The organism is Rhodospirillales bacterium (assembly GCA_016710335.1).
Taxonomy (GTDB): domain Bacteria; phylum Pseudomonadota; class Alphaproteobacteria; order Rhodospirillales; family Defluviicoccaceae; genus JADJXQ01.
Genome location: JADJXQ010000005.1, coordinates 63,751 through 88,675, shown reverse-complemented (window position 1 = coordinate 88,675; position 24,925 = coordinate 63,751). Strand labels below are relative to the sequence as shown.

General features: G+C 66.8%; 26 protein-coding genes. 10 read left to right on the top strand and 16 right to left on the bottom strand.

Going from position 1 to position 24,925, the window contains the following annotated elements:
• Nucleotides 1-30 precede the first annotated feature (30 nt).
• The 11 genes from bcrD to IPM60_10080 all read right to left on the bottom strand — a co-directional run bounded on the left by bcrD (nt 31) and on the right by IPM60_10080 (nt 9,839).
• Nucleotides 31-876: a benzoyl-CoA reductase subunit D gene (gene bcrD / locus IPM60_10130; protein ID MBK8908241.1), complete on the bottom strand. Its 846-nt coding sequence runs from the start codon at nt 874-876 to the stop codon at nt 31-33.
• A complete protein-coding gene (bcrA, locus tag IPM60_10125) occupies nt 873-2,234 on the bottom strand; it encodes a benzoyl-CoA reductase subunit A (GenBank protein ID MBK8908240.1) in 1,362 nt (453 codons plus the stop codon). The genes bcrD and bcrA overlap by 4 nt, the downstream gene beginning before the upstream one ends.
• A complete protein-coding gene (bcrB, locus tag IPM60_10120; protein ID MBK8908239.1) occupies nt 2,231-3,568 on the bottom strand; it encodes a benzoyl-CoA reductase subunit B in 1,338 nt (445 codons plus the stop codon). The genes bcrA and bcrB overlap by 4 nt, the downstream gene beginning before the upstream one ends.
• Nucleotides 3,565-4,737 carry a benzoyl-CoA reductase subunit C gene (gene bcrC / locus IPM60_10115; protein ID MBK8908238.1) on the bottom strand — a complete coding sequence of 391 codons (1,173 nt, stop codon included), beginning with the start codon at nt 4,735-4,737 and terminating at the stop codon, nt 3,565-3,567. The genes bcrB and bcrC overlap by 4 nt, the downstream gene beginning before the upstream one ends.
• Nucleotides 4,737-5,558, bottom strand: coding sequence for a cyclohexa-1,5-dienecarbonyl-CoA hydratase (locus IPM60_10110; GenBank protein ID MBK8908237.1), 822 nt, complete (start codon nt 5,556-5,558; stop codon nt 4,737-4,739). The genes bcrC and IPM60_10110 overlap by 1 nt, the downstream gene beginning before the upstream one ends.
• Before the next feature lie 2 nt (nt 5,559-5,560).
• Complete coding sequence (gene oah, locus IPM60_10105) at nt 5,561-6,697, bottom strand: 6-oxocyclohex-1-ene-1-carbonyl-CoA hydratase (GenBank protein MBK8908236.1); 1,137 nt, start codon at nt 6,695-6,697, stop codon at nt 5,561-5,563.
• Between the two features lie 13 nt (nt 6,698-6,710).
• Complete coding sequence (had, locus tag IPM60_10100; GenBank protein ID MBK8908235.1) at nt 6,711-7,784, bottom strand: 6-hydroxycyclohex-1-ene-1-carbonyl-CoA dehydrogenase; 1,074 nt, start codon at nt 7,782-7,784, stop codon at nt 6,711-6,713.
• A gap of 197 nt (nt 7,785-7,981) precedes the next feature.
• Nucleotides 7,982-8,344: a hypothetical protein gene (locus IPM60_10095; GenBank protein MBK8908234.1), complete on the bottom strand. Its 363-nt coding sequence runs from the start codon at nt 8,342-8,344 to the stop codon at nt 7,982-7,984.
• Nucleotides 8,345-8,422: 78 nt separating this feature from the next.
• The gene (locus tag IPM60_10090) at nt 8,423-8,992 is read right to left on the bottom strand and encodes a cob(I)yrinic acid a,c-diamide adenosyltransferase (GenBank protein ID MBK8908233.1); all 570 of its coding nucleotides are present in this window, start codon (nt 8,990-8,992) and stop codon (nt 8,423-8,425) included.
• 63 nt (nt 8,993-9,055) lie between these two features.
• Nucleotides 9,056-9,256 (bottom strand): HIG1 domain-containing protein, encoded by a 201-nt coding sequence (locus tag IPM60_10085; GenBank protein ID MBK8908232.1) that lies wholly within the window; start codon nt 9,254-9,256, stop codon nt 9,056-9,058.
• A gap of 148 nt (nt 9,257-9,404) precedes the next feature.
• Complete coding sequence (locus tag IPM60_10080) at nt 9,405-9,839, bottom strand: hypothetical protein (protein MBK8908231.1); 435 nt, start codon at nt 9,837-9,839, stop codon at nt 9,405-9,407.
• Between the two features lie 310 nt (nt 9,840-10,149).
• Between IPM60_10080 and ffh the strand changes: the two genes are divergently transcribed.
• The 10 genes from ffh to IPM60_10030 all read left to right on the top strand — a co-directional run bounded on the left by ffh (nt 10,150) and on the right by IPM60_10030 (nt 19,778).
• Nucleotides 10,150-11,556 carry a signal recognition particle protein gene (ffh, locus tag IPM60_10075; GenBank protein MBK8908230.1) on the top strand — a complete coding sequence of 469 codons (1,407 nt, stop codon included), beginning with the start codon at nt 10,150-10,152 and terminating at the stop codon, nt 11,554-11,556.
• Nucleotides 11,557-11,703: 147 nt separating this feature from the next.
• Complete coding sequence (rpsP, locus tag IPM60_10070; GenBank protein MBK8908229.1) at nt 11,704-12,072, top strand: 30S ribosomal protein S16; 369 nt, start codon at nt 11,704-11,706, stop codon at nt 12,070-12,072.
• Nucleotides 12,073-12,147: 75 nt separating this feature from the next.
• On the top strand, nt 12,148-12,753 hold the full coding sequence (gene rimM / locus IPM60_10065) for a 16S rRNA processing protein RimM (protein MBK8908228.1): 606 nt from the start codon (nt 12,148-12,150) through the stop codon (nt 12,751-12,753).
• On the top strand, nt 12,750-13,499 hold the full coding sequence (trmD, locus tag IPM60_10060; protein ID MBK8908227.1) for a tRNA (guanosine(37)-N1)-methyltransferase TrmD: 750 nt from the start codon (nt 12,750-12,752) through the stop codon (nt 13,497-13,499). Before rimM ends, trmD begins: the two co-directional genes overlap by 4 nt.
• Before the next feature lie 55 nt (nt 13,500-13,554).
• Nucleotides 13,555-14,052 (top strand): 50S ribosomal protein L19, encoded by a 498-nt coding sequence (gene rplS / locus IPM60_10055; GenBank protein MBK8908226.1) that lies wholly within the window; start codon nt 13,555-13,557, stop codon nt 14,050-14,052.
• Nucleotides 14,053-14,085: 33 nt separating this feature from the next.
• Nucleotides 14,086-15,492 carry a 3-isopropylmalate dehydratase large subunit gene (gene leuC / locus IPM60_10050; protein ID MBK8908225.1) on the top strand — a complete coding sequence of 469 codons (1,407 nt, stop codon included), beginning with the start codon at nt 14,086-14,088 and terminating at the stop codon, nt 15,490-15,492.
• A gap of 18 nt (nt 15,493-15,510) precedes the next feature.
• Nucleotides 15,511-16,119 (top strand): 3-isopropylmalate dehydratase small subunit, encoded by a 609-nt coding sequence (leuD, locus tag IPM60_10045; GenBank protein MBK8908224.1) that lies wholly within the window; start codon nt 15,511-15,513, stop codon nt 16,117-16,119.
• A gap of 33 nt (nt 16,120-16,152) precedes the next feature.
• Nucleotides 16,153-17,265, top strand: a complete 1,113-nt coding sequence (gene leuB, locus IPM60_10040; protein MBK8908223.1) for a 3-isopropylmalate dehydrogenase — start codon at nt 16,153-16,155, stop codon at nt 17,263-17,265.
• A gap of 34 nt (nt 17,266-17,299) precedes the next feature.
• The gene (locus IPM60_10035) at nt 17,300-18,331 is read left to right on the top strand and encodes an aspartate-semialdehyde dehydrogenase (GenBank protein ID MBK8908222.1); all 1,032 of its coding nucleotides are present in this window, start codon (nt 17,300-17,302) and stop codon (nt 18,329-18,331) included.
• A 46-nt stretch (nt 18,332-18,377) separates the two neighbouring features.
• Complete coding sequence (locus tag IPM60_10030; protein MBK8908221.1) at nt 18,378-19,778, top strand: hypothetical protein; 1,401 nt, start codon at nt 18,378-18,380, stop codon at nt 19,776-19,778.
• 29 nt (nt 19,779-19,807) lie between these two features.
• On the opposite strand, the gene gcvPB is transcribed toward IPM60_10030, so the two are convergent.
• The 5 genes from gcvPB to IPM60_10005 form a co-directional block, all read right to left on the bottom strand.
• Nucleotides 19,808-21,340 carry an aminomethyl-transferring glycine dehydrogenase subunit GcvPB gene (gcvPB, locus tag IPM60_10025; protein ID MBK8908220.1) on the bottom strand — a complete coding sequence of 511 codons (1,533 nt, stop codon included), beginning with the start codon at nt 21,338-21,340 and terminating at the stop codon, nt 19,808-19,810.
• Nucleotides 21,337-22,686 carry an aminomethyl-transferring glycine dehydrogenase subunit GcvPA gene (gene gcvPA / locus IPM60_10020; GenBank protein ID MBK8908219.1) on the bottom strand — a complete coding sequence of 450 codons (1,350 nt, stop codon included), beginning with the start codon at nt 22,684-22,686 and terminating at the stop codon, nt 21,337-21,339. Before gcvPA ends, gcvPB begins: the two co-directional genes overlap by 4 nt.
• Entirely contained in the window at nt 22,683-23,060 is a 378-nt protein-coding gene (gene gcvH, locus IPM60_10015) for a glycine cleavage system protein GcvH (GenBank protein ID MBK8908218.1), read from the bottom strand. The genes gcvPA and gcvH overlap by 4 nt, the downstream gene beginning before the upstream one ends.
• Before the next feature lie 25 nt (nt 23,061-23,085).
• Nucleotides 23,086-24,195 (bottom strand): glycine cleavage system aminomethyltransferase GcvT, encoded by a 1,110-nt coding sequence (gene gcvT / locus IPM60_10010; protein ID MBK8908217.1) that lies wholly within the window; start codon nt 24,193-24,195, stop codon nt 23,086-23,088.
• A gap of 125 nt (nt 24,196-24,320) precedes the next feature.
• On the bottom strand, nt 24,321-24,872 hold the full coding sequence (locus IPM60_10005; GenBank protein MBK8908216.1) for a hypothetical protein: 552 nt from the start codon (nt 24,870-24,872) through the stop codon (nt 24,321-24,323).
• Between the last annotated feature and the right edge of the window lie 53 nt (nt 24,873-24,925).

The window sequence follows — 24,925 nt, the reverse complement described above, 5'->3', positions numbered from 1 at the left end:
GGGCCCTCTCCCGCTTGCGGGAGTGCGCGGTCACGAAGCTTGGCGCAATTGTCCGAGCTTGGCCAGCTTGTCGTACCGGAAGGCGCCCCAGAGAGCTGCGCCGATGGCGCCGGCATAGATGGAATCCGGGTGGCTGCGGGTGGTCACGTTGATGCCGCGGATCTTAGCGATCTCCTCGACCAGGGCGGCGACCAGGCCGTCGTCGAGGGCAAGGCCGCCGGTGACGGTGACGGTGCCTTCGCTTACCCCAATCGCCTTCAGGAGCTTGGCGAGACGGCCAGCCATGGAGAGGTGGATGCCCTTCAAGATGTTGGGCGCCGAGATGCCGCGGGACACCATGTTGATGACGTCCGTCTCGGCCAGCACCGCGCAGATCGAGCTGACGTTCTCCGGCTCATCCGCAGCCTTGGACAGGCTTCCGATCTCGTCCTGGGCAATGCCGAGGTAGCGGGCGATGTTCTCCAGGAACTGCCCGGAGCCGGACGCGCACTGGCTGGTCATCTTGTAGTTCAGCACCTTGCCGCGCTCGTCGATGCGGATGGCGCGGCCGTGCAGGGCGCCGATGTCGAGGGCCGCCCGCGACTCGGGCTCGAGATAGATGGCGCCGCGGGCGTGGGTGGTCATCGAGTAGAAGTGGCCGGTGCGGAACGGCACCCCTTCGCCCTCGCCGGTGGTGGCGACGTAGGCGACGTCGTCGCGGCCGAGGCCGGCCTCCTCCAGCACGTGGTTGAACGCCTCTTCGGTCAGCTCCATGGGATCGCGCTGGCGGATGCGGAGCGTCTCGCGGGCGAGCCAAGTCGTCTCTCCGTTGTTGACGTCGAACACCACCGCCTTGACGGCGCCGGTGCCGAGATCGATGCCGGCCGTAATGGTCATGAATTCACTCCCGCTCTAGCGTCCTCGAATGCAGCGCTTTCTCCTGCACGCCGGGCAAACTCCGCGGCGCCAAGAGCGCCGGTGTAGATCGACTCGGGATTGATGTTGATGGTCACCTCGCCGTAGTTCTCCTTGACCAGCTTCCTGAGCTCGCGGACCGCGGCCTCGTTCTTGGCGACGCCGCCGGTAAACGTGAACTCGTTGGCGATGCCGCCGGAGCGCGAGATGATCGACATGGCGCGGAGGATGATGGCGCGGTGCAGGCCGGCGAGGATGTCTTCCCGCTTTTCCCCTAGCGACAGTCGGTCGCGCAGTTCGGCGCCGGCGAACACGGTGCAGGTGGAGTTGATGCGGACCGGCTTCTCCGACTTGATCGCCATCGGGCCGAGCTCGTGCAGGCCCATCTTCATTTCATCTGCAATGTAGCCGAGGTAGCGGCCGCAGCCGGCGGCGCAGCGATCGTTCATCTGGAAGTTCTCGACGATGCCGTTTGCGTCTACCTGGATGCCCTTGGTGTCCTGGCCGCCGATGTCGAGCACCGTGCGGGTGCCCGGGTGCATCATGTGGGCGCCCAGTCCATGGCAGAGGATCTCCGAGCGGATGTGTTCCTTGGAGAACGGCAGCGTCACCCGGCCGTAGCCGGTGCCGACCAGAAAGACGTCGTCCAGCTCGATGTCTAGGGCGGCGCCGACGGCCCGCTCGACGGCGTCGCGCTGATCCGCGAACGGGCCGCTCCGGCCGTTGCTGTCGCCGATGAGCGCCGAGAGCGCGCGACGGAACTTGCCCTTGATGTCGCCGCCGGGCGGACGGTTCTCCACCTCGATAATGGACTTGTCGTAGACGTTGAGCAGCAGGTCGTAGGAGAGGCCGGCGTCCCGCGCCACAGCTTCCGAAACCGCCAGATAGCGGCCGCCGGCGACGTCGCGGAAGAAGTCCGACTTTCGTTTGGCTCCGCGGCCGAACAGCGCGGGAGCCTCTTCGCGCAAACGGGCGAACACCTCGGCCAACGCCACCTTGGCGGCGTCCCGCACCGAGGCGAAGCGCTCATGGCGGAGCTGCCCGAGGCAGGTCTCCTCCAGGTCGCCCAGTTGCTCCAGGAACTGCTCGAGGCGGAAGGCGCCCTCCAGATCGCCAAGAAACTCCTCGAGCCGGCCGCCGAGGCCGCCGACCTGCTCCAGCGCCCGGTGGCAGAGCATCATGTGGGCGTCGATGCGGGCCTCCTGGCTGGCGACGCGGGTCGCGGTGTCGTAATTGGAGCGCGAATTGGTGATGCCACGGCCGATGACCCGCTGGTTCTCGTCCATCAGCACCGCCTTGGTGGTGGTGGAGCCGAGATCGATGCCGGTAAAGGTTCTCATGCCGCCGCTCCCGCCTCGACGTGTCCCGCTTCTACATGCTTGCCGGCACGCTTCTGCTCGATCATCTGAAAGTAGCTTTCCAGGCGGTTCTTGATGTTGGCCGGCGAGAAGTAGCGCGGATCGACCAGGTCGGATTCGATGAACGCCGCCGGCTTGCCGGTTCGCTTCTCCACCTCGCGCATGATCAGAAGCTGGCCGGCGGAGAAGCTGTTGCAGCTCTTGATGGAGTTCACCAGGAGGCCGTCGGCCTGGTAGTCGTTGACGTAGGAGGCTAGCATCTCGACCCGCTGCGGCAGCGAGCGGTTGGTGTAGACCCCGAGGCAGTAGTCGGCGAGGGTCTCCAGCGGATTGTCCGGATCGTGGCGGAATCCGAAGTCGTAGACGCCGCCGACCTTGGTGTAGCTCGACGCGACAACCACCGCGCCCTCCTCGTAGAACATTTTCCAGAAGTCGCGGAAGCTGGTGTAGTTCGGCGGCCCCTCGACCACGAGGCGGTACTTCTCTCCGTCCATCTCCCCGTCCGGCGTCACCGGGCCCTGGTGGGCATCGAGCCGGTCCTGCACCTCCGCCCGGAGAGCGCCATAGTACTCGGTAGCCTCCTTCGTGCCGCGGAAGGCGCCGAAGATCGGCCCGATGTAGTAGATGCCGCCAAAATAGGCGTCGATCGGCGACGGCTTGTTCTTGGCGCTCTGCAGGACCCAGACGAGATCATCCTCGGCGCGGGCCGACTCCTTCAGGTACTCGCGCAGCCGGTCGATGTCGAACTTGACGCCGCTCACACGCTCCAGCTTGGGGATCACCTCTTCCTTCAGCTGCTTGACCATGTAGTCGCGCATGTTCTGGGTGATCTTGCCGTCCCCGGTGTAGGGCGTGTGCATCATGATGGTCTCGCAGTCGTACTGCTCGCGCAGCAGCTCGAACCATTTCATGAAGGTGAAGCAGCCGGTGTAGGAGAGCAGCAGCACGTCCGGGTCCGGCAGTTGCAGGCCGTAGGGGCCGACGTTGCCGCGGGCGATCATGCCGAGGTCGTTCTTGACGTAGGTGCAGACGTCCTCCGAATGCCCGAGCTTCTCCGCCTCCATGACGTAACGGCCGCTCTCCTTGCGGAGGCCGCTCTGAATGGCGTTGACCTCCGGCAGGTTGTTGAGGAGATCGAAGCACATGATGAGTTCGTTCAGGTTGCCGGGAACGAAGGTCGCGGCGACCTTGCGGCCGTCCTCCCCGGCGGTGGAGAGGCGCCGATAGTGGCCGGCGATCATCTCTTTTTGCTTCAGCATGGAGGAGTCCTTGCTGACGTCTTTCTGCTTGGCGGAGGCTTTCGGCGGTTGGGTCATGCTTCGCTCCACAACTTGATGGAATCGGCGAATGTGCCGGCCTGTTCGCGGATCGGCTGCATTTGCCCGGAGTTTTCGGCGTACTTGAAGGCGATGTAAGGGACGCCGGCCTCGGTCAGCACGTGCTGCAGCATCGGCCGCTCGAGCAGCGCCGGGTCGCAAAAGCTGGGGGCGGCGAAGATGACGCCCTCGGCGCTGGCGCGGCGCACCATCTCGACCAGGTACTTGCCCTTCTCGGCGGAGTTCGGTTCGTACTTGGCGGCGGTGTTCTCCGAGTGATGCAGGAAGGCGGCCGCCAGGTTTTCCAGCGGATCGCCTTCGATCGGCACGTCGTCCAGCAGCCAGCGCGTGACCAGCAGCCAGTCGTCGTCGACGACGTAGCAGCCGGCGAGCTCCAGCGACTTGATCAGGTTGAGCGGCGGCTGTTCGCAGAACATGCCGGTGACCACGATGCGGCAGTTGTCGCGCATCGGCCGGTCCTCGCCCTCGACCGACTCCATGTAGTCGCGGATCAGGCGGGAGTGTTCGTCGACCGGCAGCACCATGCCGGCCCGCAGCACCAGGTAGACTTCCGGCGCCGGCACCTGCCATGGCCGCTCGATGCGGAGCGCGTAGAGGTCGCGGACCAGACGGCGGTTGTCGTTGTACGCGGCGATGGAGGCGCGAAGTGCATCGTCAGTAATGGGGCGGCCGGTGAGCTCGCCCAGGTCGTCGCGAAGGTCCTTGAGCTCGCCTACGTAGTAGCTGCCGCCGATGTCGTCCCGGTAGTTCTGCGGCACGTCGAAGTACTTGGCGTAGACGCCGGGGAACATCAGCTTCCACATGCCGGACAGGTTGCGGATCACGTCGCAAATGCTGGGAAACAGCATCCCGTCGACGAAATCGAGGCGACCGGTGACCCCGAGCTCGATGGTCGAGCGCGGGATGCGGCAGATGTAGCTCTGATAGTACGCGTCGCCGTGGATCACCTCGAGCTGGTCGCCGCCGCCGAGAATGCCGAGCGGCAGGGCGCCGGCGGCATGGATCAGCTCCCGCGGCACGTAGATCGGCATGTAGCCGATGACCTTGCGGCCCGGCACAGCGTCCTTCCACGCGCGCGCGGCGGTGAAGTTGAGGTCCTCGAAGAGGGACTGGCAGTGGCCGACGATCTCGGCGGTGGTTCTGGTCATCAGTGGTGCTCCCAAACGGCCGGACGCTTCTCGAGGAAGGCATTCAGCCCCTCCACCGCGTCGCGGGTGGACATCAACCCATCAAGGTAGAGCCGCTCGACCGCGTCCAGCCCGGATGCTACTCGCTCCTTGAACCCGCTCCGCGCCGCCTCGACCGCGAAGCGCAACGAGCTGGCGCTCTTGCCTGCGAGATGCTGGTCGACGTAGTGCAGCGCCGCCTCTTCCGGGTCGTCGCCGACCTCGACCGCCAAGCCCATGGCGCCGGCAGTGGCGCCGTCGATGCTGCGTCCGGAGAGCAGCAGGTCGGTGGCGCGGGCCCGGCCGACGCGCTCAGGCAGCAGGCACGACGCCGCCGGCGCGAACACGCCGAGCTTCATCTCCGGCTGGCCCAGCTTGGCGCCGGGAGCGACGAACATCAGGTCGGCGGCCAAGGCGACTTCCAGTCCGCCGCCGAGACACTGGCCGTTGACGGCGACGAGGATCGGCGCCGGGAACGCCAGCATAGCCTTGACGAGGCCATGCAGGCTGCGGAGCATGCTCCCGCACTGCCCCGGCAGATGCTCCTCGACGCTCGCGCCGAAGCTGAAGTCGGTCCCCTCGGCGTCCAGCAACACCGCGCAGAGGTTGGCGTTCGTTTCATGCTCAGCAAGCGCCGCCTGCAGCGCCGCCAGCATCTCCGCGTCGATGAGGTTGGCGCGCGGCCGGTTGAGCCGTAGGCGCAAGAGCTTCCCGTCCCGCTCGGTCCACACCTCCAGCGGACCGGCCACCGGTTCGGCCTCATGCACCCCATGCGTGATGGCTTCACCCGTCACTTCGCTCATCGTCATGCCCTTGCTTTCGGCATCAGGCTCTCGGTGAGTTCGTCGGTCCAGCCGTCGCCGCGGGCCAACGCCTGGCGGAGCGCCACGAAATCGATCTCCCGGCCGGTCTCCTTGGTGCCTTCGTTGAAGGCGCGGAAGCCGCAGCGGGCCTCCGTCATCATGTTGAGGGCGAGCCAGGCGCGGGCGTCCTCCTTGTTGTGGTTCCACGCCTCCAGCTTCGGTTTTCGCAGCTCCTCGACGCTCTTGGTGACGCAGTCCGGGAAGGTGTAGAGGAGCTTGGTGCACAGCTCCTCGACGCGGGCGTCGAGCATGCCGAGGTCGACTTGGCCCTTGCCCATCAGCGCCTTGCCCTCGGCAAGAGCGTCTGCGTCCTTAGGCTCGCCGTAGCAGATGCGGCCGTATCGGTCGAACATCCGGTCGGTCCACACCAGCGGGTTGGGGACGTAGTCGCCGTCAACCTTGAGGGCCGGCACCACGTCCATGACGATGCCGAGGCGATAGGCCTTGTGGGCCGAGAACGGCTCGCACAGGACGGCGGAGACCATGGCCTGCTCGCAGCCGATCATGACGGGGAGGAAGTCCGTCGCGCCACCGATCGCCGCCGAGCCGTGCTTGGGACCGGCTTGGCCGAAGCGGGCCAGGTCCTGCGCGACGGAGAAGTCGCAGGCCATGCCGATCTCCTGGCCGCCGCCGATGCGCATGCCGTTGACCCGGCAGATGGTCGGCTTGTCGCAGGCGAGGATGGCGGAGACCATGTCGTTGAAGAGGCGCATGTACTGCCGGTACTCCTGCGGCCGGCCGGCGTAGTACTCGGCGTACTCCTTGGTGTTGCCGCCGGTGCAGAACGCCTTGTCTCCCGAGCCGGTGAACACCACGGCGACCACGTCCCGGGCGTTGGAGGCGGCGCGGAAGGCGAGGATCGCGCCCTTCACCATGTCGGTGGTGTAGGAGTTGAACTGCTTTGGATTATCGAGGGTGATCCAGGCGGTATAGAGGCCGGAGACGGTCGTCCCGTCCTCCGCCTTCACTGGCCTCTTCTCGTAGAGGATCCCCGGCGACACCTGCTGACGCATGTTGTCCGAGACGAGGTTGTGGTCGATGAGGCGTTCCCCGGTGCGGTTCGCCGCTTGATCGTTCATGAACTGTCTCCCCTTAGGCGTTGGGAACGAGGATGACGCGGCGCGTGAGTTCGCCGGCGTGCACGGCCTCGAAGATGCGGTTGATGTCGGTTAGCGGGTGCGTCTCGACGAATGGCGCCACCTTGACGCGGCCGTCGAGGACTAGGTCCAGAGCCTGGGGATAGAGTTCCGGCGCGCAGCCCCAGTTGCCCAGCGCCCGAGCGTGGAACGCCATCAGGTTGGAGAGACGCACCTCCACCCTGTCCATGGTGAAGCCGACGATGCAGAGGGTGGCGCCGTGGTTCAGCAGATTGTAGGCAGTCAACTGCCCGGCGGCGGTGCCGGAGCACTCGAAGATCGTCCACTCGCGGCTGCGCAAGTTCTCGGACTTGGCGAAGTCGGCGATGGCCTTCTTGAGCCCGCGGCCGTCCAACTCCCGGGCGTTGAGGGCGAGGGCGGCGCCATGGTCGGCAATGGCGTCCAGCTTGGCCTGGTTGACATCCACGGCGACCACCGTGGCGCCCATGGCGTTCGCCACCTGCACCGCGTAGCCGCCGACGCCGCCGACGCCGACGACGACGGCGAGGTCGCCTTCGCCAAGTCCCGCCTGGACCACGGCCTGGTAGGGAGTAGTGAGCGCATCGGCGATCACCGAAACTTGTGGCAGATCCATTCCGATCGCCGCCAGGCGGTCCTCGTCGACCGGGCATAGGCCATGGGCCGGGACCACGACGTGGGTGGCGAAGCCGCCATGAATGTCGTTGCCGGGCATCTTCTGGTTGGGGCAGATGGTCGACTTGCCGCGCCGGCACGCGTCGCACTGGCCGCACGGGATGACCGCCGGAATGATCACCGCCCGCCCTTCCCAGGACTCAGTGCCGGGCCCTGTCGCAACCACATGGCCGCTGATCTCGTGGCCGAGCGCCAGCGGCAGCGGGTGGTTGGTGCGCACGCCGTCGTAGTAAAAGCCGAGATCGGTGTGGCAGACGCCGCATCCGGCGATGGCGACACTGACCTCCCCCGGCCCAGGCGACGCCGCGTCGAACTCCGACGCCGCCATCGGCCGGCCCGGCTCCGTCATCACCCAACGCTGCGCCACATCGTTCATCGGCCGCTGTCCTCCCGCCGTGCTCACGTTTGCTTATTTGGTAAATGAGTACCGCAATGCGCATTTGTTGTCAACGGCAAATGCATGGGTGCCGCTGGTGTCGGTCGGCCAGCGCCACCGCGAGCCAGCATCGCCGCCACACGGCAGCGCCCGCGCCGTCGCCGTCGCCGTCGCCGAAGTGGGTGGGGGGACCGGCGTCAGAAGGAATGGGAGGCGATTTCGCTCTCGACGCCCAGCATGCTCCGTGCATGAGCGACGGCCGCGTGCGCGTCGAACCCCTTGCAGGTGTAGAGCAGGAGCGAGAAAAACCGCGGGCCGGTCCAGACGTAGGCGGAAATGCCGCTGTCGATCAGCGGCACGAAGGCGTCGAAGCCTGCGTTCTCTTCCTTGCCCATATCGCTTGCCGGCTGAAAGATGACCGGTTCGCCGTAGGCACGGAGATCGAGCGCCGCGGCAAGCTGGAGCAGAAAAACCCGCAGGCGATCGCGGGACATCTCGCCGCTGAAAAAGCCCTCGATGAGGAGCCTTTGCCGGAAGATGTCGGGCGCGAGGTCCTTCACCCTGTTTGCATCCGGTCGATCATGGCGCACCTCTGAGACTTTTGGTCAAGAGGATCCAGTTGGCCGCGACTCTACGGGTCAGCGGTTGGCGCCGGGGACCCAGAGAACGTCGGCGGCGCCGTTGGCGTTGAGATGGCGGGCGAGGACGAACAGGTGGTCGGATAGGCGGTTGATGTAGCGAAGCGCCGCTTCGTTGACCGACTCGGCCGCCGCCAACTCGGACATCAGGCGCTCTGCGCGGCGCGACACGGTGCGGGCCAGGTGCAGGTACGCCGCGGCCGGCGAACCGCCGGGCAGGATGAACGAGTTGAGCGGCTGCAGTCCGGCGTTGAGGGCGTCGATCTCGCGCTCGAGGCGGTCCACCTGGGCATCGACGATGCGGAGTGCTCCCTCCGCCTTGCGGCCGGTTTCCGGCGTGCACAGGTCGGCGCCCAGGTCGAACAGGTCATTTTGGACGCGGGCCAGCATGGCGTCCACGTTGGCGTCGGCGGTGGTGTGGAGGCGCGCGACGCCAACGACGGCATTGGTTTCGTCCACCGTGCCGTAGGCGGCGACGCGGAGTTCCGACTTCGGCACCCTGCGGCCGTCGCCGAGGGACGTCTCGCCGCGGTCGCCGCCGCGGGTGTAGATCTTCGTCAGGGTCACCATCGTCAGACGCTCCGGTTCCGTGCCGCGAAACCCTGGCGGGGCCCCGACAAGACCCCGATCGAGCTAAGCCAAGGACAGGAGCATCATGACAGCGAACACGGCGATCGCAACCCCCTGCAGCACGACGCGCGCGGTCATCAGCTTGGTGCCGAGGGTGCGGTCGCTGCGCGGGCCGAAGGCGAACGACACGATTCCCGCAAACAGGACACCCGCCGTCGCCAGAATGGCCAAGCCGAGGACGTATGGAATAACGCTAGACATCATAACAATATAGTCTGCGGATGCCGATTGTCACACCTGGCTGATGAAAAACTGACACGGGTCTCATCGCGAGGAAGCCTGGTGGATCGGATCAGGCCTCAAGACACCTCAGTCAAGGCGCGAAGGGCGATCCGAGCGTTGGCGCCGTCGGTCAGAGCGGGTCGAGCCTGGGTTGTTCGCTATCGGCGAGGGTCTTGACCATGTTGCGGACCGTGCGACGGACTGCGTCGTCCGGCAACTGAGCGTAGACGCGGGCGAATTCGCGCGCCTCCGTCATCATGCGGGCGGTGACCCTGGGGATGTCCGCCTCGTCGATTTCTTCGGTGTCGGAGGAGCCGGCGAAGAAAGACTCCACGCCGACGCCGAGGACGGTCGCGAGGCGGTAGAGCTGGGCGGCGCCGATGCGCCGATGACCACCCTCGAGTTTCTCCACGGTTCCCGGAAGTTCGCCGATCAACAGGTCGACAAGCCGCGTGTCCAGCCGCAACTTCACGCGGCGCGCGCGCAACCGGGCAGCGGCGGCGAGGTCGATCTCATCGAGATCGCGGCAACCGTGCCGCGCCCTCTTGGTCAGTCCTTTAACCACACGCACAATGCCCCCGCAACACTCCCACGGCACTCCGATGACGGGCTTGATCGCACTCAACACCACTGTAGCGGGAAGCTCTTCCGGTTGCAACCCTGCTTTGTATGTGTGATAAGTGGCGGGTGCCGGCTCTTCGGGGATGCTTGACTTGCATCGGGCGGAAATTTAAGGTTCGTTCCCTGTGCTTGAAGCTGCCATCCTCTCAAGGACGGCAGTCGCGCAGCCAGTCCGCGAGTTTCGCGCACTGGCTTTTTTGTGTTGACCGCGCTTCACCGAAATCGGGTGACGGGGCCGGAGGAGACCTGAAACCGTGTTTGACCAACTGAGCGACCGGCTCGGCGTTATTTTTGACCGCCTCCGCAAGCGCGGTGCGTTGAGCGAAGAGCTTGTCAACGAGAGCCTGCGCGAAGTGCGCATCGCGCTGCTCGAGGCCGACGTGGCGCTGCCGGTGGTCAAGGAATTCATCGCGACGATCCGCAAGCGCGCCATCGGCCAGGAGGTGCTGAGGAGCGTCACGCCGGGGCAGATGGTGGTCAAGATCGTCAATGACGCCTTGATCGACATGCTCGGGGGCAGCGCGGATCAGGACAAGCCGCCCGTCGAAGACAGCGGCATCAACCTCGTCGGCAGCGCGCCGGTGGCCGTGCTGGTCGTCGGCCTGCAAGGGTCGGGCAAGACCACGACCTGCGCCAAGATCGCCCTCCGTATCAAGAAGCGCGAGAAGAAGCGGGTGCTGATGGCGTCGCTCGACGTCTATCGCCCGGCGGCGCAGCATCAGTTGGCGGTTCTCGGCGAGCAGACCGACACGAAGACCCTGCCGGTGGTGATGGGCGAGATGCCGGTCGGCATCGCCAACCGCGCCATGCAGACCGCGCGGCGCGAAGGCTACGACGTGGTGCTGCTCGACACCGCTGGGCGGATGCATCTCGACGAAGCGATGATGAGCGAGGCTGCGGCGGTCAAGGCCGCGACCCTGCCGGTCGAGACATTGCTGGTCGCCGACGCGCTCACGGGCCAAGACGCGGTGACCTTGGCGCGGGAGTTCAACGACAAGGTCGGCGTCACCGGCATCGTGCTGACCCGTATGGACGGCGACGCGCGTGGCGGCGCCGCACTATCAATGCGGGCGGTCACCGGCCAGCCGATCAAGCTGATCGGCGTCGGAGAAAAGCTCGACGCCATCGAGGCGTTCCACGCGCCGCGCATCGCCGGGCGTATTCTCGGCATGGGCGACGTGGTCGGGATCGTCGAGCGCGCGTCGGAAGTGATCGAGCGCGAGGACGCCGAGAGGCTGGCGGAGAAGCTCGTCAAGGGCGACTTCACCCTTGAGGACATGGCCGGTCAATTCCGGCAACTGCGCAAGATGGGCGACGTCAAGGGCCTGTTGGGAATGCTGCCCGGCATCGGCAAAATTAAGCAACAGCTTTCCCAGGCCAACATCGACGACCGGATGATCGCCCGCCAGGAGGCGATCATCCTCTCCATGACGCCGGCGGAACGGCGCAACCCGAAGCTGCTCAACGGCTCTCGGCGACGGCGCATCGCCGCCGGCGCCGGAGCGACCGTGCCGGACGTCAACCGTCTCCTCAAGCAGCATCAGCAAATGAGCAAGATGATGAAACAAATGGGCAAGCTGGGGCGCAAGGGCCTGTTCGGGCGAGGCGGGCTGCCGCCGGACCTGTTGGCGTCGATGCCCCCCATGCCATCCGGCCGCTGATGTGCCGCGAGGATCGCAGCAACGCTGAACTCCGGGCCGCGGCGCATTTACGCCGCGGCGTCGGTTTGCGACCACGCCTGCAGTGACCTTATCGTGAGCGCCACCCTACATCAATTTGTCCCCAGTAAAGGAAGATCGAGCGGAACCATGAGCCTCAGAATTCGTCTGTCGCGTGGCGGCGCCAAAAAGCGCCCGTACTATCGCATCGTCGTCGCCGATTCACGGAGCCCGCGAGACGGGCGGTTCGTCGAGCGGGTCGGCACCTATAACCCGATGGTCGCCAAGGACCACCCAGAGCGGGTCCTCCTCAAAGAGGAGCGGATCCGCCACTGGCTCGGGGTCGGCGCCCAACCCAGCGATCGCGTGGCGCGGTTTTGCGCCGAGGCTGGGCTGATGGAAGCACGGCCGCGCCCGGAGCAGACCAAGAAACCGCTGCCCAGGAAAAAGGCGCAGGAGCGGATGAAGGCCGCCCAAGAAGCGGCTGGGCAGGCGGCTGCATCCTCGGGAGAGGGATAAAGCGCTCGCCCGCGCATCTCGTCGGCCTGTCACCCGAGCCGAGCGGGACAAGACGCAGTCGTGGGTTAAGCAAGCATGGATACGAGCAGGATGATCTGCGTCGGCATGGTCACCGGCGCGCACGGCGTGCACGGACTGGTCCGCGTCAAGAGCTTTACCGCAGAGGCGTCGGACCTTACTGCGTACGGCCCGCTCTGGGACGAGCACGGCGCATCATCGTTGCGCCTGTGGGCGACGGGCGAGGTGCGGGGACAGCTTCTGATGCGGGTTGAGGGCGTGCAGGATCGCACCGCCGCGGAGCGTCTCCGCGGGCGGCGGCTCTACATTCCGCGGAGCGCGCTGCCGGAGCCGCGTTCCGATGAATACTACCACGCGGACCTCGTCGGTTTACGAGCGGAGTTGGTCGGCGAGCCCGGACGGGAGGCCGTCGCGCTCGGATGCGTTTCGGCCGTGCACGATTTCGGTGGCGGGCCGATGCTGGAGATCGCTGCCGACAACGGCGGCATGATCATGGTGCCGTTCACCCACGATGCGGTTCCCGTAGTGGATGTTCCGAACGGCCGCCTGGAGATCGCGCCGCTTCCCGGCCTACTCAACGACGCGAGCCACGAGGCGCCCGGCTCCGCAGCGGCATCCGGAGCGACCGACGAAGAAGCGAACGCCAAAGGGGTGCACGAATGAACGATGCGCCGATTTGGACCGTGCGGGTTCTGACGCTGTTTCCGGAGATGTTCCCGGGGCCGCTTGCTTTTTCGCTCGCCGGACGGGCCTTGAAGAACGGTCGCTGGGGACTGGAAACGGTGGACATTCGCCGGTTTGCAGGCGATAAACATCGCACCGTCGATGATGCGCCATACGGCGGCGGGCCCGGTATGGTGATGCGCGCCGATGTGATCGATGCCGCCATCGCCGCCGCCGTGAACGTGGAGCGGCCGTTGCCGCTTGTTCATCTGACGCCGCGCGGGCGGCCTCTGAGCCAGGATCGGGTGCGGTGCTGGGCGGATGGGCCCGGGATGGTGCTGTTGTGCGGCCGCTACGAGGGTATTGACGAGCGGGTATTGGAGGCGTGGCAGCCTGAGGACGTGAGCCTCGGCGACTTTGTTCTGTCGGGTGGCGAACCGGCCGCAGTAGTGCTGATCGACGCCTGCGTGCGGCTGCTGACTGGCGTGATGAGCGAACCCCGGAGCATCGAGGACGAAAGCTTTGAACACGGCCTTCTGGAATACCCGCACTATACGCGGCCGCGGCTATGGAAGGACCGGGAGGTGCCGGAAGCTCTGCTGTCCGGCGACCATCAACGGATACGCGCGTGGCGGCGAGGCGAGGCGGAGCGCATCACCGCTGAGCGTCGGCCCGATCTGTGGGCGCGCTACCGCGGGGAGAGCCGGAGCGAACGAGGTTGCGCATTGGGCGCCGCCTTGCCTTGATGTGCCCGTACTGAGGTGCCCGTACCGAAGTGCATGAGTTGAAGGAACAGATACGATGAACTCTATCGAGGAATACGAGCGCGACGAGATCGAACGGCTGGTCGGGCAGCGGGACGTTCCATGGTTCGCGCCAGGCGACACGGTGCGCGTCAAGGTCAAGGTCGTCGAAGGAACGCGGGAGCGGCTGCAGGCCTTCGAGGGCGTCTGCATCGCGCGCCGCAACCGGGGCCTCGGCTCGTCATTCACCGTCCGCAAGATCTCCTACGGCGAAGGCGTGGAGCGCGTGTTTCCGCTTTATTCTCCGAACGTCGCGGAGATCGAGATCGTCCGCCGCGGCGACGTGCGCCGGGCCAAGCTCTATTATCTCCGTGACCTGCGCGGCAAGCGGGCGCGCATCGCCGAGAAGACCGACGGATTTGCGGCCAAGGTGGTCGCGGAAGAGAAGCGCGAAGCGGTGATCGCCAAGGAGGCGACGAAGCGAGCCAGCGTCGCACGCCAGGAGGAGAAGGCCGCCCAGAAACAGGCGGCATCCGAGGCCGGCGCCGACAGTTGATGTGTTCAGAGCGAGCTTGAGCGGGAGGCGCCGATGCCGCAGCCGCAAACGTTGTTCGACAAGATCTGGGCGAGCCATCTCGTCGATGTTCGCGACGATGGCACGTGTCTTCTCTACATCGACCGCCATTTGGTGCACGAGGTCACCAGCCCGCAAGCCTTCGAAGGATTGCGCACCGCTGGGCGAAGTGTACGGCGGCCCAACGCGACCTTGGCGGTCGCCGATCACAACGTGCCGACCACCGATCGCGCTCTCGGCATCGCCGACGACGAGTCGCGCATCCAGATCGAGACGCTGGCCGACAACTGCCGGGCATTCGGCATTCCTTACTTCGGCATGTCGGACCTGCGCCAGGGCATCGTCCACATCATCGGACCCGAGCAGGGTTTCACGCTGCCGGGCATGACCATCGTCTGCGGCGATTCCCACACCTCGACCCACGGCGCCTTCGGGGCGCTGGCGTTCGGCATCGGCACGTCGGAGGTGGAGCACGTTCTCGCGACCCAGACCCTGATGCAGACGCCGGCGAAGAACATGCGGGTGACGGTCTCGGGCGATCTGCCGCCCGGGCTCACCGCCAAGGACCTGATCCTGGCGATCATCGGCACCATCGGCACCGCCGGCGGCACCGGACACGTCATCGAGTATGCCGGCGAAGCGATCCGGGCGCTGAGCATGGAAGGGCGGATGACGGTCTGCAACATGTCCATCGAGGCCGGTGCCCGCGCCGGGCTGATCGCCCCCGACGACACCACGTTCGCGTTCCTGGCCGGCCGGCCGCTGGCGCCGACGGGCGAAGCATGGGAACAAGCGGTCGCGCTCTGGCGTCAACTGCCGTCGGATGCGGGTGCCCGCTACGATCGCGAGATAGCGCTGGACGTGACGGCGATCGCGCCACAGGTGACCTGGGGCACGAGCCCGGAAGATGTGGTGCCGATCACCGGCGCGGTGCCGGATCCGGCCCAGGAGACGGATGACCACAAGCGCCAGTCCATGCGCCGGGCCCTGGGCTACATGGGACTCGAGCCGGGCACCCCGATGCAGGACATCCGCGTCGACCGCGTGTTCATCGGCTCCTGCACCAACGGTCGCATCGAGGACCTGCGCGCCGCCGCAGACGTGGTTCGTGGCCGCAAGGTGGCCAATCGTGTCGGCGCGATGGTGGTGCCGGGTTCCGGCCTGATCAAGCAGCAGGCGGAGCAGGAGGGGCTCGACGCCGTGTTCCGCGACGCCGGTTTCGAATGGCGGGAGCCGGGGTGCTCCATGTGCCTCGCCATGAACGCCGACCGCCTCGAGCCGGGCGAACGGTGCGCCTCGACCTCCAACCGCAATTTCGAGGGCCGCCAGGGGCGCGGCGGGCGCACCCACCTCATGAGCCCGGCGATGGCCGCGGCCGCCGCGGTGACCGGGCGCCTCGCCGACGTCCGCCGGTTGCTGTAGGCGAGAGCAGGATCCACCATGGAACCATTCATCAAGATTTCGGGCGTCGCTGCGCCGCTGGCGATGAGGAATGTCGACACCGACATGATCATCCCGAAGCAGTTCCTGAAGACCATCAAGCGCACCGGTCTCGGCGCAGGCCTGTTCTTCGACTTGAGGTTCGATGAGGGCGGTCGCGAGCGGCCGGATTTCCTCCTCAACAAAGCGCCCTACGACCACGCGGTGATCCTCATGGCCGGAGAGAACTTCGGCTGCGGCTCGTCCCGCGAGCACGCCCCCTGGGCGTTGCTCGATTTTGGCATCCGCTGCATCATCGCCCCCAGCTTCGCCGACATTTTCCACAACAACTGCTTCAAGAACGGCATTCTGCCGATCGTGCTGCCCGACCGCGAAGTCGATCGGCTGATGGCGGCTGCAGTGCAGGAGGGCGGCCCGACCTTCACCGTCGATCTTGAAAGCCAGACAATCGCCACGCCGGACGGCCGCAGCGTCGCCTTCAGCGTCGATCCGTTTCGCAAGCACTGCCTGATGAACGGCCTCGACGACATCGGCCTGACCTTGGAGAACGGCGCGGCGATCGATGCTTTCGAAGCGCGCCGACGATCCGAGCAGCCGTGGCTTGATTGATGCCGCCGGCGCGTCACAGGACCCTGTAACACCATGTCTCAGCAAAAATCCCTCCTGATCCTCCCTGGGGACGGCATCGGCCCGGAGGTGATGACAGAAGTCTGCCGCCTCATCGACTGGCTCGACCGCCGCCGCAATGTCCGCTTCGACGTTCACGAATGTCCGGTGGGCGGGGCGGCCATCGACGCGGAAGGTGCGCCCGTTTCCGATCTGACGATGGAACGGGCGCTGGCCGCCGACGCGGTGCTGCTCGGCGCCGTTGGCGGACCCAAGTGGGACAACCTGCCGTTCGAACAGAAGCCGGAGCGAGGGCTGCTGCGGCTCCGCAAGGACATGGAGCTGTTCGCGAACCTGCGCCCGGCGGTGGTGTTCTCCGCCCTCGTCGACGCCTCGACCCTCAAGACCGATGTAGTCGCCGGGCTCGACATCATGATCGTCCGCGAACTGACCGGCGGCGTCTATTTTGGCGCCCCGCGCGGCATCGAGACGTTGGCCGACGGCACCCGCCGCGGCGTCAACACGCAGGTCTACACGACGCCGGAAATCCACCGCATCGCCCGCATCGCCTTCGAGCTGGCGCAGAAACGCAGCGCGCGGGTGTGCTCGGTCGATAAGGCCAACGTCATGGAAAGCGGCGTGCTGTGGCGGGAGGAGGTGCAGCGCCTGCACGACGAGGCGTTTCCGGACGTCGAGCTCAGCCACATGTACGCCGACAACTGCGCCATGCAACTGGTTCGCAATCCCCGCCAGTTCGACGTCATCGTCACCGACAACCTGTTCGGGGACATGCTGTCTGACGAAGCGGCGATGCTGACCGGATCGCTCGGCATGCTGCCGTCCGCTTCCCTCGGCGGGACGGACGCGAGCGGTCGGCGGCGGGCCCTGTACGAGCCGGTGCACGGCAGCGCCCCCGACATCGCCGGCAAGGGCCTCGCCAATCCGCTGGCGTGCATCCTCAGCTTCGCCATGTGCCTCCGCTACTCCCTGGACATGGCGGACGACGCAGACCTGATCGAGGCCGCGGTTACCGAAGTATTGGACGGCGGGTTGCGCACTGCGGACATCATGCAGGCGGGCAAGGCGCGGGTGTCGACGCGGGTGATGGGCGAGGCCCTGATCTCGACGCTCAACAAGATGACGGGTTGATGCGCAACTTCCATAAAGGTTCGGAGGATCGACGATGAGTTACAAAGTGGCGGTGGTCGGCGCCACCGGCAACGTCGGGCGTGAGATGCTGCAGACGCTGGCCGAGCGGCGGTTTCCGGTCGGGGATGTGGTGGCGCTGGCGTCGGAGCGCTCGATCGGGCGCGAGGTGTCGTTCGGCGAGGACGACGTCCTCAAGGTCCGCGATCTCGCCACCTTCGACTTCAGCGGCACCGACATCGTGCTGTCGTCACCCGGCGCCAAGGTGTCGGCCGTGTTCTCGCCGAGGGCCGCAGCCGCCGGCGCGGTGGTCATCGACAACACGTCGTACTTCCGCATGGACCCGGATGTGCCGCTGGTGGTGCCGGAGGTCAACGCCCACGCCATCGGCGGCTACCGCAAGCGCAACATCATCGCCAACCCCAACTGCTCAACGATCCAGCTCGTCGTGGCGCTGAAGCCGCTCAACGATTTGGCGCCTATCCGGCGGGTGGTGATCGCAACCTACCAGTCGGTGTCCGGCGCCGGCAAGTCGGCCATGGATGAACTGTTCGAGCAGACCCGTGGCATCTACGTCAACGAGCCGGCGGAGGGCCGCCGCGAGGTGTTCACCAAGCAGATCGCCTTCAACGTGATCCCGCACATCGACATGTTCATGGACGGCGGCGACACCAAGGAAGAATGGAAGATGGCCGCCGAGACCCGCAAGATCATGGGCGGCGACATCCGCTTGACCGCGACCTGCGTGCGGGTGCCGGTCTTCATCGGCCACGCCGAGGCGGTGAACGTGGAGTTCGACGCGGCGGTCGACGAGGACGAGGCGCGGGACGCGCTCAGGCAGGCGCCCGGCGTCAGCGTCGTCGATCATCGCGCCGACGAGGGCTATGTGACCCCGGTCGAGGCGGCGGGCGAGGACCAGGTCTACGTCAGCCGCATCCGGAGGGACCCTACGGTCCGGCACGGGCTCAATCTCTGGGTTGTGGCCGACAACCTCCGCAAGGGCGCTGCGCTCAACGCCGTGCAGATCGCCGAGGAACTGGTTCGCGCGCCGACCCTGCAGTCCGTGTAACGCGCCGATGCGCGGCACCGGTGCGCCGCTTGAGTGAACAGGGGCCATGGCCGGCCGTCTGAGAGTCGCACGTCTGAACCCTTCCGGCCATGTGCCGCTGGCGCCGGAGGCCGCAGCAACGCCGGAGCTGCACCGGCGCCTTACCGCCGTCATCCGCCGCCACCTGCCGCCGGTCACCGCCTCGCTGCTGACGCTGCCGGCGCCGACCGCAGACGGGCGCCTCATCGAGTGGTATTCCGATCTGGCCGGCCAGCCGGTGCCGCTGCCGGCCCTGCCGGAGGCGGAGCAGGCGGCGGCCCGCGCCGTGCTGCACGAGCGGCTGACGTCGGTCCGCGACTTGGCCGACCGCCTGCCGGCCATCGATCCCGACTCCGCCGGCGTGGCGGAACCGCTGCGTCAGGCCCTCTCCTACCCCGGCGACGACACGGTCTACGTGGTCGGCGGTCAGCCGGTGCTGACCTTCTGGGGCTATGCCTCCGCCGCGCCGCCGGCTCCCCCTGTGCCGCCGCCCGTTCCGCCGACGGAGACGGCGACGCAGGTGCGGAGCGGCCTGCCGTGGTGGCTGTGGCTGCTGATTGCGGCGCTGCTGGCGGCGGCGCTGGCCATCGGCGCCTGGTGGTATTACCGGGACCTGCGCTGGCCGCCTTGGGTGGACTATGAAGCGCTGTCCCAAGACTTCGCGGACGAGGAGGCCGCGCTCCGGCAGCGTGCCAACGCTCTCGAAGCCGAGTTGCGGCGGCGGCTCGATCTGTGCCGGTTGCGGGACAACCTGGCTGCCGCACGCCGGGATGAACGGGATCTGCTGCAGAGGTCCATAAGCCTCCACGCGAACCTCGCAACGTCCATGCAGCTCTGCCCGCTCAAGGCACAGGTGCAAGCCGCGGCGGCCGACGGCTTGGCGCTGCAGGCGCGGGCCGGCGCCGCCGAAGCGCGTCTGGCTCAGGCCTTGGACGCGTGCCGCCGTCAGGCGGACGCAGAGGAAGCTCGCCGTCAGGCGGAGGAGGAGGCGCGGCGCAATGCCGAGGAAGAGCGTCGTAAACAGGAGGTCACGTCGCCGGGCGAAGACCTCAAGATCCCCGAATCGGCGTGCCGGACGGGATCGACCGAGTTCTTCAATGGCAGATGGAAGACCACGGCGCGGGATCTTGCTAACATGTCGACGGGGGCGCCGGTCGTATTCATCATGGACGTTCGCAATGCGACGGGGCAGAGAACGTTGTTCGAGTACAACCGGAGCGGCGAAGTACGATGCGTAGCGCCGATTCGCGTCCGCATGGACCAGTGCCGTCTGATCATCGAGGACACGCGGCGCATGCGCTGTGAAAACGGCTCCCAGTACGAGCTAACGCGCTTCTCATGCTCCGCCGGAGCCGACCGGCGCGCCATGTGCAGCGCCAAGCAGGAGACGCTGCCGTTCGTCAACGTCGAGATCGAGAGGCTCAAGTAAACCAGCGGTTCTTTGCTTTCTGCTGAATATCACTCTGCCGCATGGTTGGACGCCGCGGCGGGTGGAGTCCAGCGCAACACCGGGGTGCGGGCGGCGCGGGTTTCGTCCAGACGGCGACGCGGCGCCAGCGTCGGGCTCTCCTCGAAGAACTTCGCGTCGCCGGAGCGGGCGCGGCCGACCAGCGCCTCGAGGCTGGCGACGAAGGTATCCAGGGTCTCCTTGCTCTCCGTCTCGGTCGGCTCGACCAGCATCGCGCCGTTGACGACCAGCGGGAAGTAGATGGTCATGGGATGGAAGCCCTCGTCGATCAGCGCCTTGGCGAGGTCGAGAGTGGTGACGCCGGTGCCCTTGAGCGCGCGCTCGTCGAACAGCACCTCGTGCATGCACAGGCCTTCGAAGGCCGGCGTCAGCGTCCCCTTGAGGCGCGCCAACAGGTAGTTGGCATTGAGGACGGCGTCGCCGGAGACCTGGCGGAGCCCGTCCGCTCCCATGCTCATCATGTAGGCGAGGGCGCGGACGAACATGCCCATCTGGCCGTGGAAGGCCTTAACCCGCCCGAACGGCTTGCCCCCCCCATCCGACGCGTGCTCGACGAGGCGCAGGCCGTCGCCGGCGTTCACCACATACGGCAGCGGCGCGTACGGCGCCAGCGTCTCCGACAGCACCACCGGGCCGCTGCCGGGACCGCCGCCGCCGTGGGGGGTCGAGAACGTCTTGTGCAGATTGATGTGCATGCAATCGACGCCGAGATCGCCCGGCCGCACCCGTCCGACATAGGCGTTGAAGTTGGCGCCGTCGCAGTAGAAGAACGCGCCCGCCCCGCGCACCGCCTCGGCGATCGCCGGCGCCGCGCTTTCGAACACGCCGCAGGTGTTGGGGATGGTGAGCATGATCGCCGCAACGTCGGTATCCAGCTTCTGGCGCAGCACGTCGAGATTGACCCGTCCGTCAGCGTCGGCCGGGATCGATTCCACCGCATAGCCGCAGGCGCGGGCGCTCGCCGGGTTGGTGCCGTGCGCCGATTCGGGCACCAGCACCCGCTTGCGCGCGTCGCCGCGATCTTCAAGGGCGGCGCGGATGCACATCAGACCGGTCAGTTCGCCATGGGCGCCGGCAGCCGGCGACATCGCCACCGCCGGCAGCCCGGTCAGCGCCTTCAACCAACCGGCGCAAGCGTCGATGATCGCCAGTGCGCCCTGTACTGTTTCCACCGGCTGCAGCGGGTGGAGATCGCCGATGCCCGGCAGCCGGGCGACCTTTTCGTTGATGCGCGGGTTGTGCTTCATGGTGCACGACCCGAGCGGGTACATGTTCGCGTCGATGGCGTAGTTCTTGCGGCTGAGGCGGAGATAGTGGCGCACCACCTCCGGCTCCGAAAGGCCGGGGAGGCCGACCGGCCGCCGGCGCCGCAGACCGCCCAGCCGATCGGCGCACATGGGGTCCACCTCCGGCAGGTCGACGCCGCACTTCTGCGGCGCGCCCTGGTCGAACAGCAGCGGTTCTTCCCAGTCGAGGCCGCGGTGGCCGCTGGTGGTGGCAGTCGGTCGAGCGCCGTAGCTCATGCCAGCGCCTCCCCAAGGCCCGCCGCCAGTCGTTCCATGTCCTTGGGCGTGTTCATCTCCGTCGCAGCGACCAGCAGCAGCGGAGCCATTGCCGGGTCGTCCGGGTAGAACCGCGACATGGGAACGCCCGCGAGGACGCCGCGCCCAGCCAGTTCCCGCACCACGTCCGCGGCCGGCCGGCTCAGGCGCAACGTGAACTCGTTGAAGAATGTCTCGTTCAGCACCTCCACGCCGGGGATCGCCGCAAGGTCGTCGGCGAGGCGCACCGCCGCGGCATGGTTGAGCGCCGCCAGCCGCTCCAACCCTTGTTCGCCGAGCAACGCCAGATGGATGCTGAAGGCCAGCGCGCACAGACCGCTGTTGGTGCAGATGTTGCTGGTGGCTTTCTCGCGGCGGATGTGCTGCTCGCGCGTCGAGAGCGTCAGGACGTAGCCGCGCCGCCCATCGGCATCGACAGTCTCGCCCGCCAGACGCCCCGGCATCTGCCGCACGAAGCGTTCCCGCGTCGCGAACAGGCCGAGGGTAGGTCCGCCGAAGCCAGGCGCATTGCCGAAGGACTGGCCCTCGCCGGCGACAATGTCGGCGTCCATCGCGCCGGGCGGAGTAACGAGGCCGAGCGACACCGGCTCGGTGACGGCGACCACCAGCAGCGCGCCGGCATCATGGCAGGCGGCGGCAAGCGGGGTGAGGTCGCGGACGCGGCCGAACACGTCTGGGTTCTGCGCAACCACGCAAGCCGTATGACGATCGACCAACGCGGCAAGGTCTTCCTCGCCGCAAGGATCCGGCTCCCGGATCTCCAGATCGAGGCCGAGAAAGCGGCAGTTGGTCTCGGTCACCGCCCTGTAGTGCGGATGGAGAGCGCCGGACAGAACGATGCGCCGGCGTCGGGTAAGGCGGGCGGCCATCTGCGCCGCTTCGGCGGTCGCGGTGGCGCCGTCGTACATGGAGGCGTTGGCAACGTCCATGCCGGTGATCATCGCCACCTGGGTCTGAAACTCGAACAGAACCTGCAGCGTGCCTTGGGACACTTCCGGCTGATAAGGCGTGTAGGAGGTCAGAAACTCGCCGCGCTGGATGAGGTGGTCGACCGCCGCCGGAATGTGGTGCCGGTAGCTGCCGGCGCCGAGGAACGTGGCGGCGCAGCCGGGGCTCAGGCTCCGCAACGCAAATGCGATGAACGCCGCCTCCACCTGCATTTCGCCTTGGCTGCGCGGCAAGTCCAGGGGTTGCTTGAGGAGCGTATGATCAGGAACGTCGCGGAACAGCGCATCGACGGACTCGACGCCGATGACCGCCAGCATCGCCTGCCGGTCTTCGTCGGTGAGCGGCAGATAGCGGCTCATCCAAGCTCCGCAACATGGGCTTTGTACGCGGCTTCGTCCATCAATGCGTCGAGTTCGCCCGGATCGGACAGCGCGATTTTGAAGAACCAGCCGTCTTTCTGGGCGTCGGCGTTAACGCGCCCGGGATCTTCGGAGAGCGCCTCGTTGACCGCGATGACCTCGCCGCCGACGGGCGCGTACACCTCGCTCGCCGCCTTGACCGACTCGATGACCGCCGCCTCGTCGCCCTGCTTGAGTTGCCGCCCGACTTCGGGAAGCTCGACGAAGACGATGTCGCCGAGTTGGTCCTGCGCGTAGTTGGTGATGCCGACCACGGCCTCGCCGCCGTCGACCTTGATCCATTCGTGCTCACGCGTGAACCACGTCGTCGCCATGCCGGATGTCTCCTGTCGATGAAACTCAGGGTGCGTATCGATGGGGAACGAAGGGCAGCTTCACAATCTCTCCCGGCAACGCCTTGCCGCGGACGACAGCGCGCACCGACGTTCCCACTTCGGCGTGCTCCGAGGCGACGTAGCCCATGGCGATGGGACAGCCGACGGACGGCCCGTATCCGCCGCTGGTGACGCGGCCGACGGATTCTCCGTTTTCCGCCTGCAATTCGGCGCCGGCGCGCGGAACGCCGTGTCCCTCGAAACGGACCCCCACGCGTTTTCGTTCGGGGCCTTCCGCCTTCTGCCGCAGAATGACTTCGTCCCCGGGGAACCCGCCTTCTTCGCGCCGCCGCGCGCTGATGGTCCAGGTCAAGCCGGCTTCCACCGGCGTCGTCTCGCTGTCGATGTCCTGCCCATAAAGGCAGAGGCCGGCCTCCAGCCGCAACGTGTCGCGGGCGCCGAGGCCGGCCGGGATCACCTCGTCTTCGTCCAGCAACAGCCGAGCCAGGCTTTCTGTCTCTTCGGCGGCGACCGTGATTTCGAAGCCGTCTTCGCCGGTGTAGCCGGATCGCGTTACCCCGCACTTGAAGTCGCCTATGGTCAGGTTCTCCATGGTCATGAACATCATGTGCCGGCTCGCCGGCGCGAAGCGCGCCAAAACCTTGCCGGCCGCCGGTCCCTGCAGCGCGAGCAGGGCGCGATCCTCGCGCACCTCGAGTTCGACCCGTTCACCCGCGCGGTCGCGGATGTACGCGAAATCCTCATCCTTGCGCGCCGCGTTGACAACGATCACCAGATAGGAGCCGCCGTTGATGACGATGAGATCGTCGATGATGCCGCCGCGGTCGTTGGTCAGCAAAGTGTAGCGGAGCTTGCCGGCGGGCAGGGCGGCGATGTCGCCAACGACGAGGTCGTGCAGCGCGGCAGCCGCCTCGGAGCCCCGCAAGATCGCCTGACCCATGTGCGACACGTCGAACAGCACCGCCTTCTCGCGGGCGTGGAGGTGCTCGGCAATGATGCCGCTGTACTGCAGCGGCAGTTCGTATCCGGCGAACGGCATCATTTTCGCGCCCAGCTTCTTGTGAAGAGCAGTCAGGGGCGTGTGCTTGAGGGGAGCGCCGGAAGGCTGTGCCAAAACGTCCACCTGTTGCTGGGTCGATCGGTCATGGTCGGGCGGCGGGGCCGGAACCGCAGTTTACCGGTTGCCAACCCGGCGTCAATTCTCGGAGGCGATACTCCCCCTGTCGCCGCGGTGGGCGCTCACTTCACCGATCCGGAGCGGCGGCGACTGTAATCCAATTCGGCTTCCGACAACTGCAGGCCCACGTACAGGCGATAGGCGCCGGCGCTGCCCACTGTCTGCAGCGGGATCTGGACGGTGACCAGCGGATCTTCGTCGCGGACCACGACCCGGCTGCGGTTTTCGGGGAAGACGATGTCCATGGAGAACTGTTGCTTGTTGAGCACCGTCTTGCTCTGGTCGACGACGCTGACGAAGTAGTCAAGGGTGGCGACTTGGCCGGTGTTGGCAGGGCCGCGGCTCGCGGTGATGACCGGAGTGAGTGCCACCAGCACTGCCAGGTCGTGATCCTCGGGGTCGCCGCTATAGTCGCAGCGCGACAGCACGTCGGTGATCTGCGCTTCGAACTCCACGTCGGTAAGGTCCTGACCGGCGCCCGGCGCGAACCGCGTCATCGCCGCGGCATCGGCGAGCACGGTGATGTCCGGGCACGGCCTCGCGACCTCGTCGTCCGATCCGGCGCACCCGGCAAGAACCGCCAGCAGCGGCAACACAACGAACCGTCGGGTCATGGTCGTCCTCCTGCTCGCTGCCGCCTCGACCGTTCCGAGGCCCGGCACTCTAC

Coding starts and splice junctions, on each gene's coding strand:
- bcrB (MBK8908239.1), bottom strand. CDS start 3,568: ATGACCCAACCGCCGAAAGCCTCCGCCAAGCAGAAAGACGTCAGCAAG.
- gcvPA (MBK8908219.1), bottom strand. CDS start 22,686: ATGAGCCGCTATCTGCCGCTCACCGACGAAGACCGGCAGGCGATGCTG.
- had (MBK8908235.1), bottom strand. CDS start 7,784: ATGAACGATGTGGCGCAGCGTTGGGTGATGACGGAGCCGGGCCGGCCG.
- IPM60_10035 (MBK8908222.1), top strand. CDS start 17,300: ATGAGTTACAAAGTGGCGGTGGTCGGCGCCACCGGCAACGTCGGGCGT.
- IPM60_10085 (MBK8908232.1), bottom strand. CDS start 9,256: ATGATGTCTAGCGTTATTCCATACGTCCTCGGCTTGGCCATTCTGGCG.
- gcvPB (MBK8908220.1), bottom strand. CDS start 21,340: ATGAGCTACGGCGCTCGACCGACTGCCACCACCAGCGGCCACCGCGGC.
- bcrA (MBK8908240.1), bottom strand. CDS start 2,234: ATGAGAACCTTTACCGGCATCGATCTCGGCTCCACCACCACCAAGGCG.
- rpsP (MBK8908229.1), top strand. CDS start 11,704: ATGAGCCTCAGAATTCGTCTGTCGCGTGGCGGCGCCAAAAAGCGCCCG.
- rimM (MBK8908228.1), top strand. CDS start 12,148: ATGGATACGAGCAGGATGATCTGCGTCGGCATGGTCACCGGCGCGCAC.
- bcrD (MBK8908241.1), bottom strand. CDS start 876: ATGACCATTACGGCCGGCATCGATCTCGGCACCGGCGCCGTCAAGGCG.
- IPM60_10090 (MBK8908233.1), bottom strand. CDS start 8,992: ATGGTGACCCTGACGAAGATCTACACCCGCGGCGGCGACCGCGGCGAG.
- IPM60_10005 (MBK8908216.1), bottom strand. CDS start 24,872: ATGACCCGACGGTTCGTTGTGTTGCCGCTGCTGGCGGTTCTTGCCGGG.
- leuD (MBK8908224.1), top strand. CDS start 15,511: ATGGAACCATTCATCAAGATTTCGGGCGTCGCTGCGCCGCTGGCGATG.
- bcrC (MBK8908238.1), bottom strand. CDS start 4,737: ATGACCAGAACCACCGCCGAGATCGTCGGCCACTGCCAGTCCCTCTTC.
- gcvH (MBK8908218.1), bottom strand. CDS start 23,060: ATGGCGACGACGTGGTTCACGCGTGAGCACGAATGGATCAAGGTCGAC.
- trmD (MBK8908227.1), top strand. CDS start 12,750: ATGAACGATGCGCCGATTTGGACCGTGCGGGTTCTGACGCTGTTTCCG.
- leuC (MBK8908225.1), top strand. CDS start 14,086: ATGCCGCAGCCGCAAACGTTGTTCGACAAGATCTGGGCGAGCCATCTC.
- leuB (MBK8908223.1), top strand. CDS start 16,153: ATGTCTCAGCAAAAATCCCTCCTGATCCTCCCTGGGGACGGCATCGGC.
- rplS (MBK8908226.1), top strand. CDS start 13,555: ATGAACTCTATCGAGGAATACGAGCGCGACGAGATCGAACGGCTGGTC.
- IPM60_10110 (MBK8908237.1), bottom strand. CDS start 5,558: ATGAGCGAAGTGACGGGTGAAGCCATCACGCATGGGGTGCATGAGGCC.
- IPM60_10030 (MBK8908221.1), top strand. CDS start 18,378: ATGGCCGGCCGTCTGAGAGTCGCACGTCTGAACCCTTCCGGCCATGTG.
- oah (MBK8908236.1), bottom strand. CDS start 6,697: ATGAACGATCAAGCGGCGAACCGCACCGGGGAACGCCTCATCGACCAC.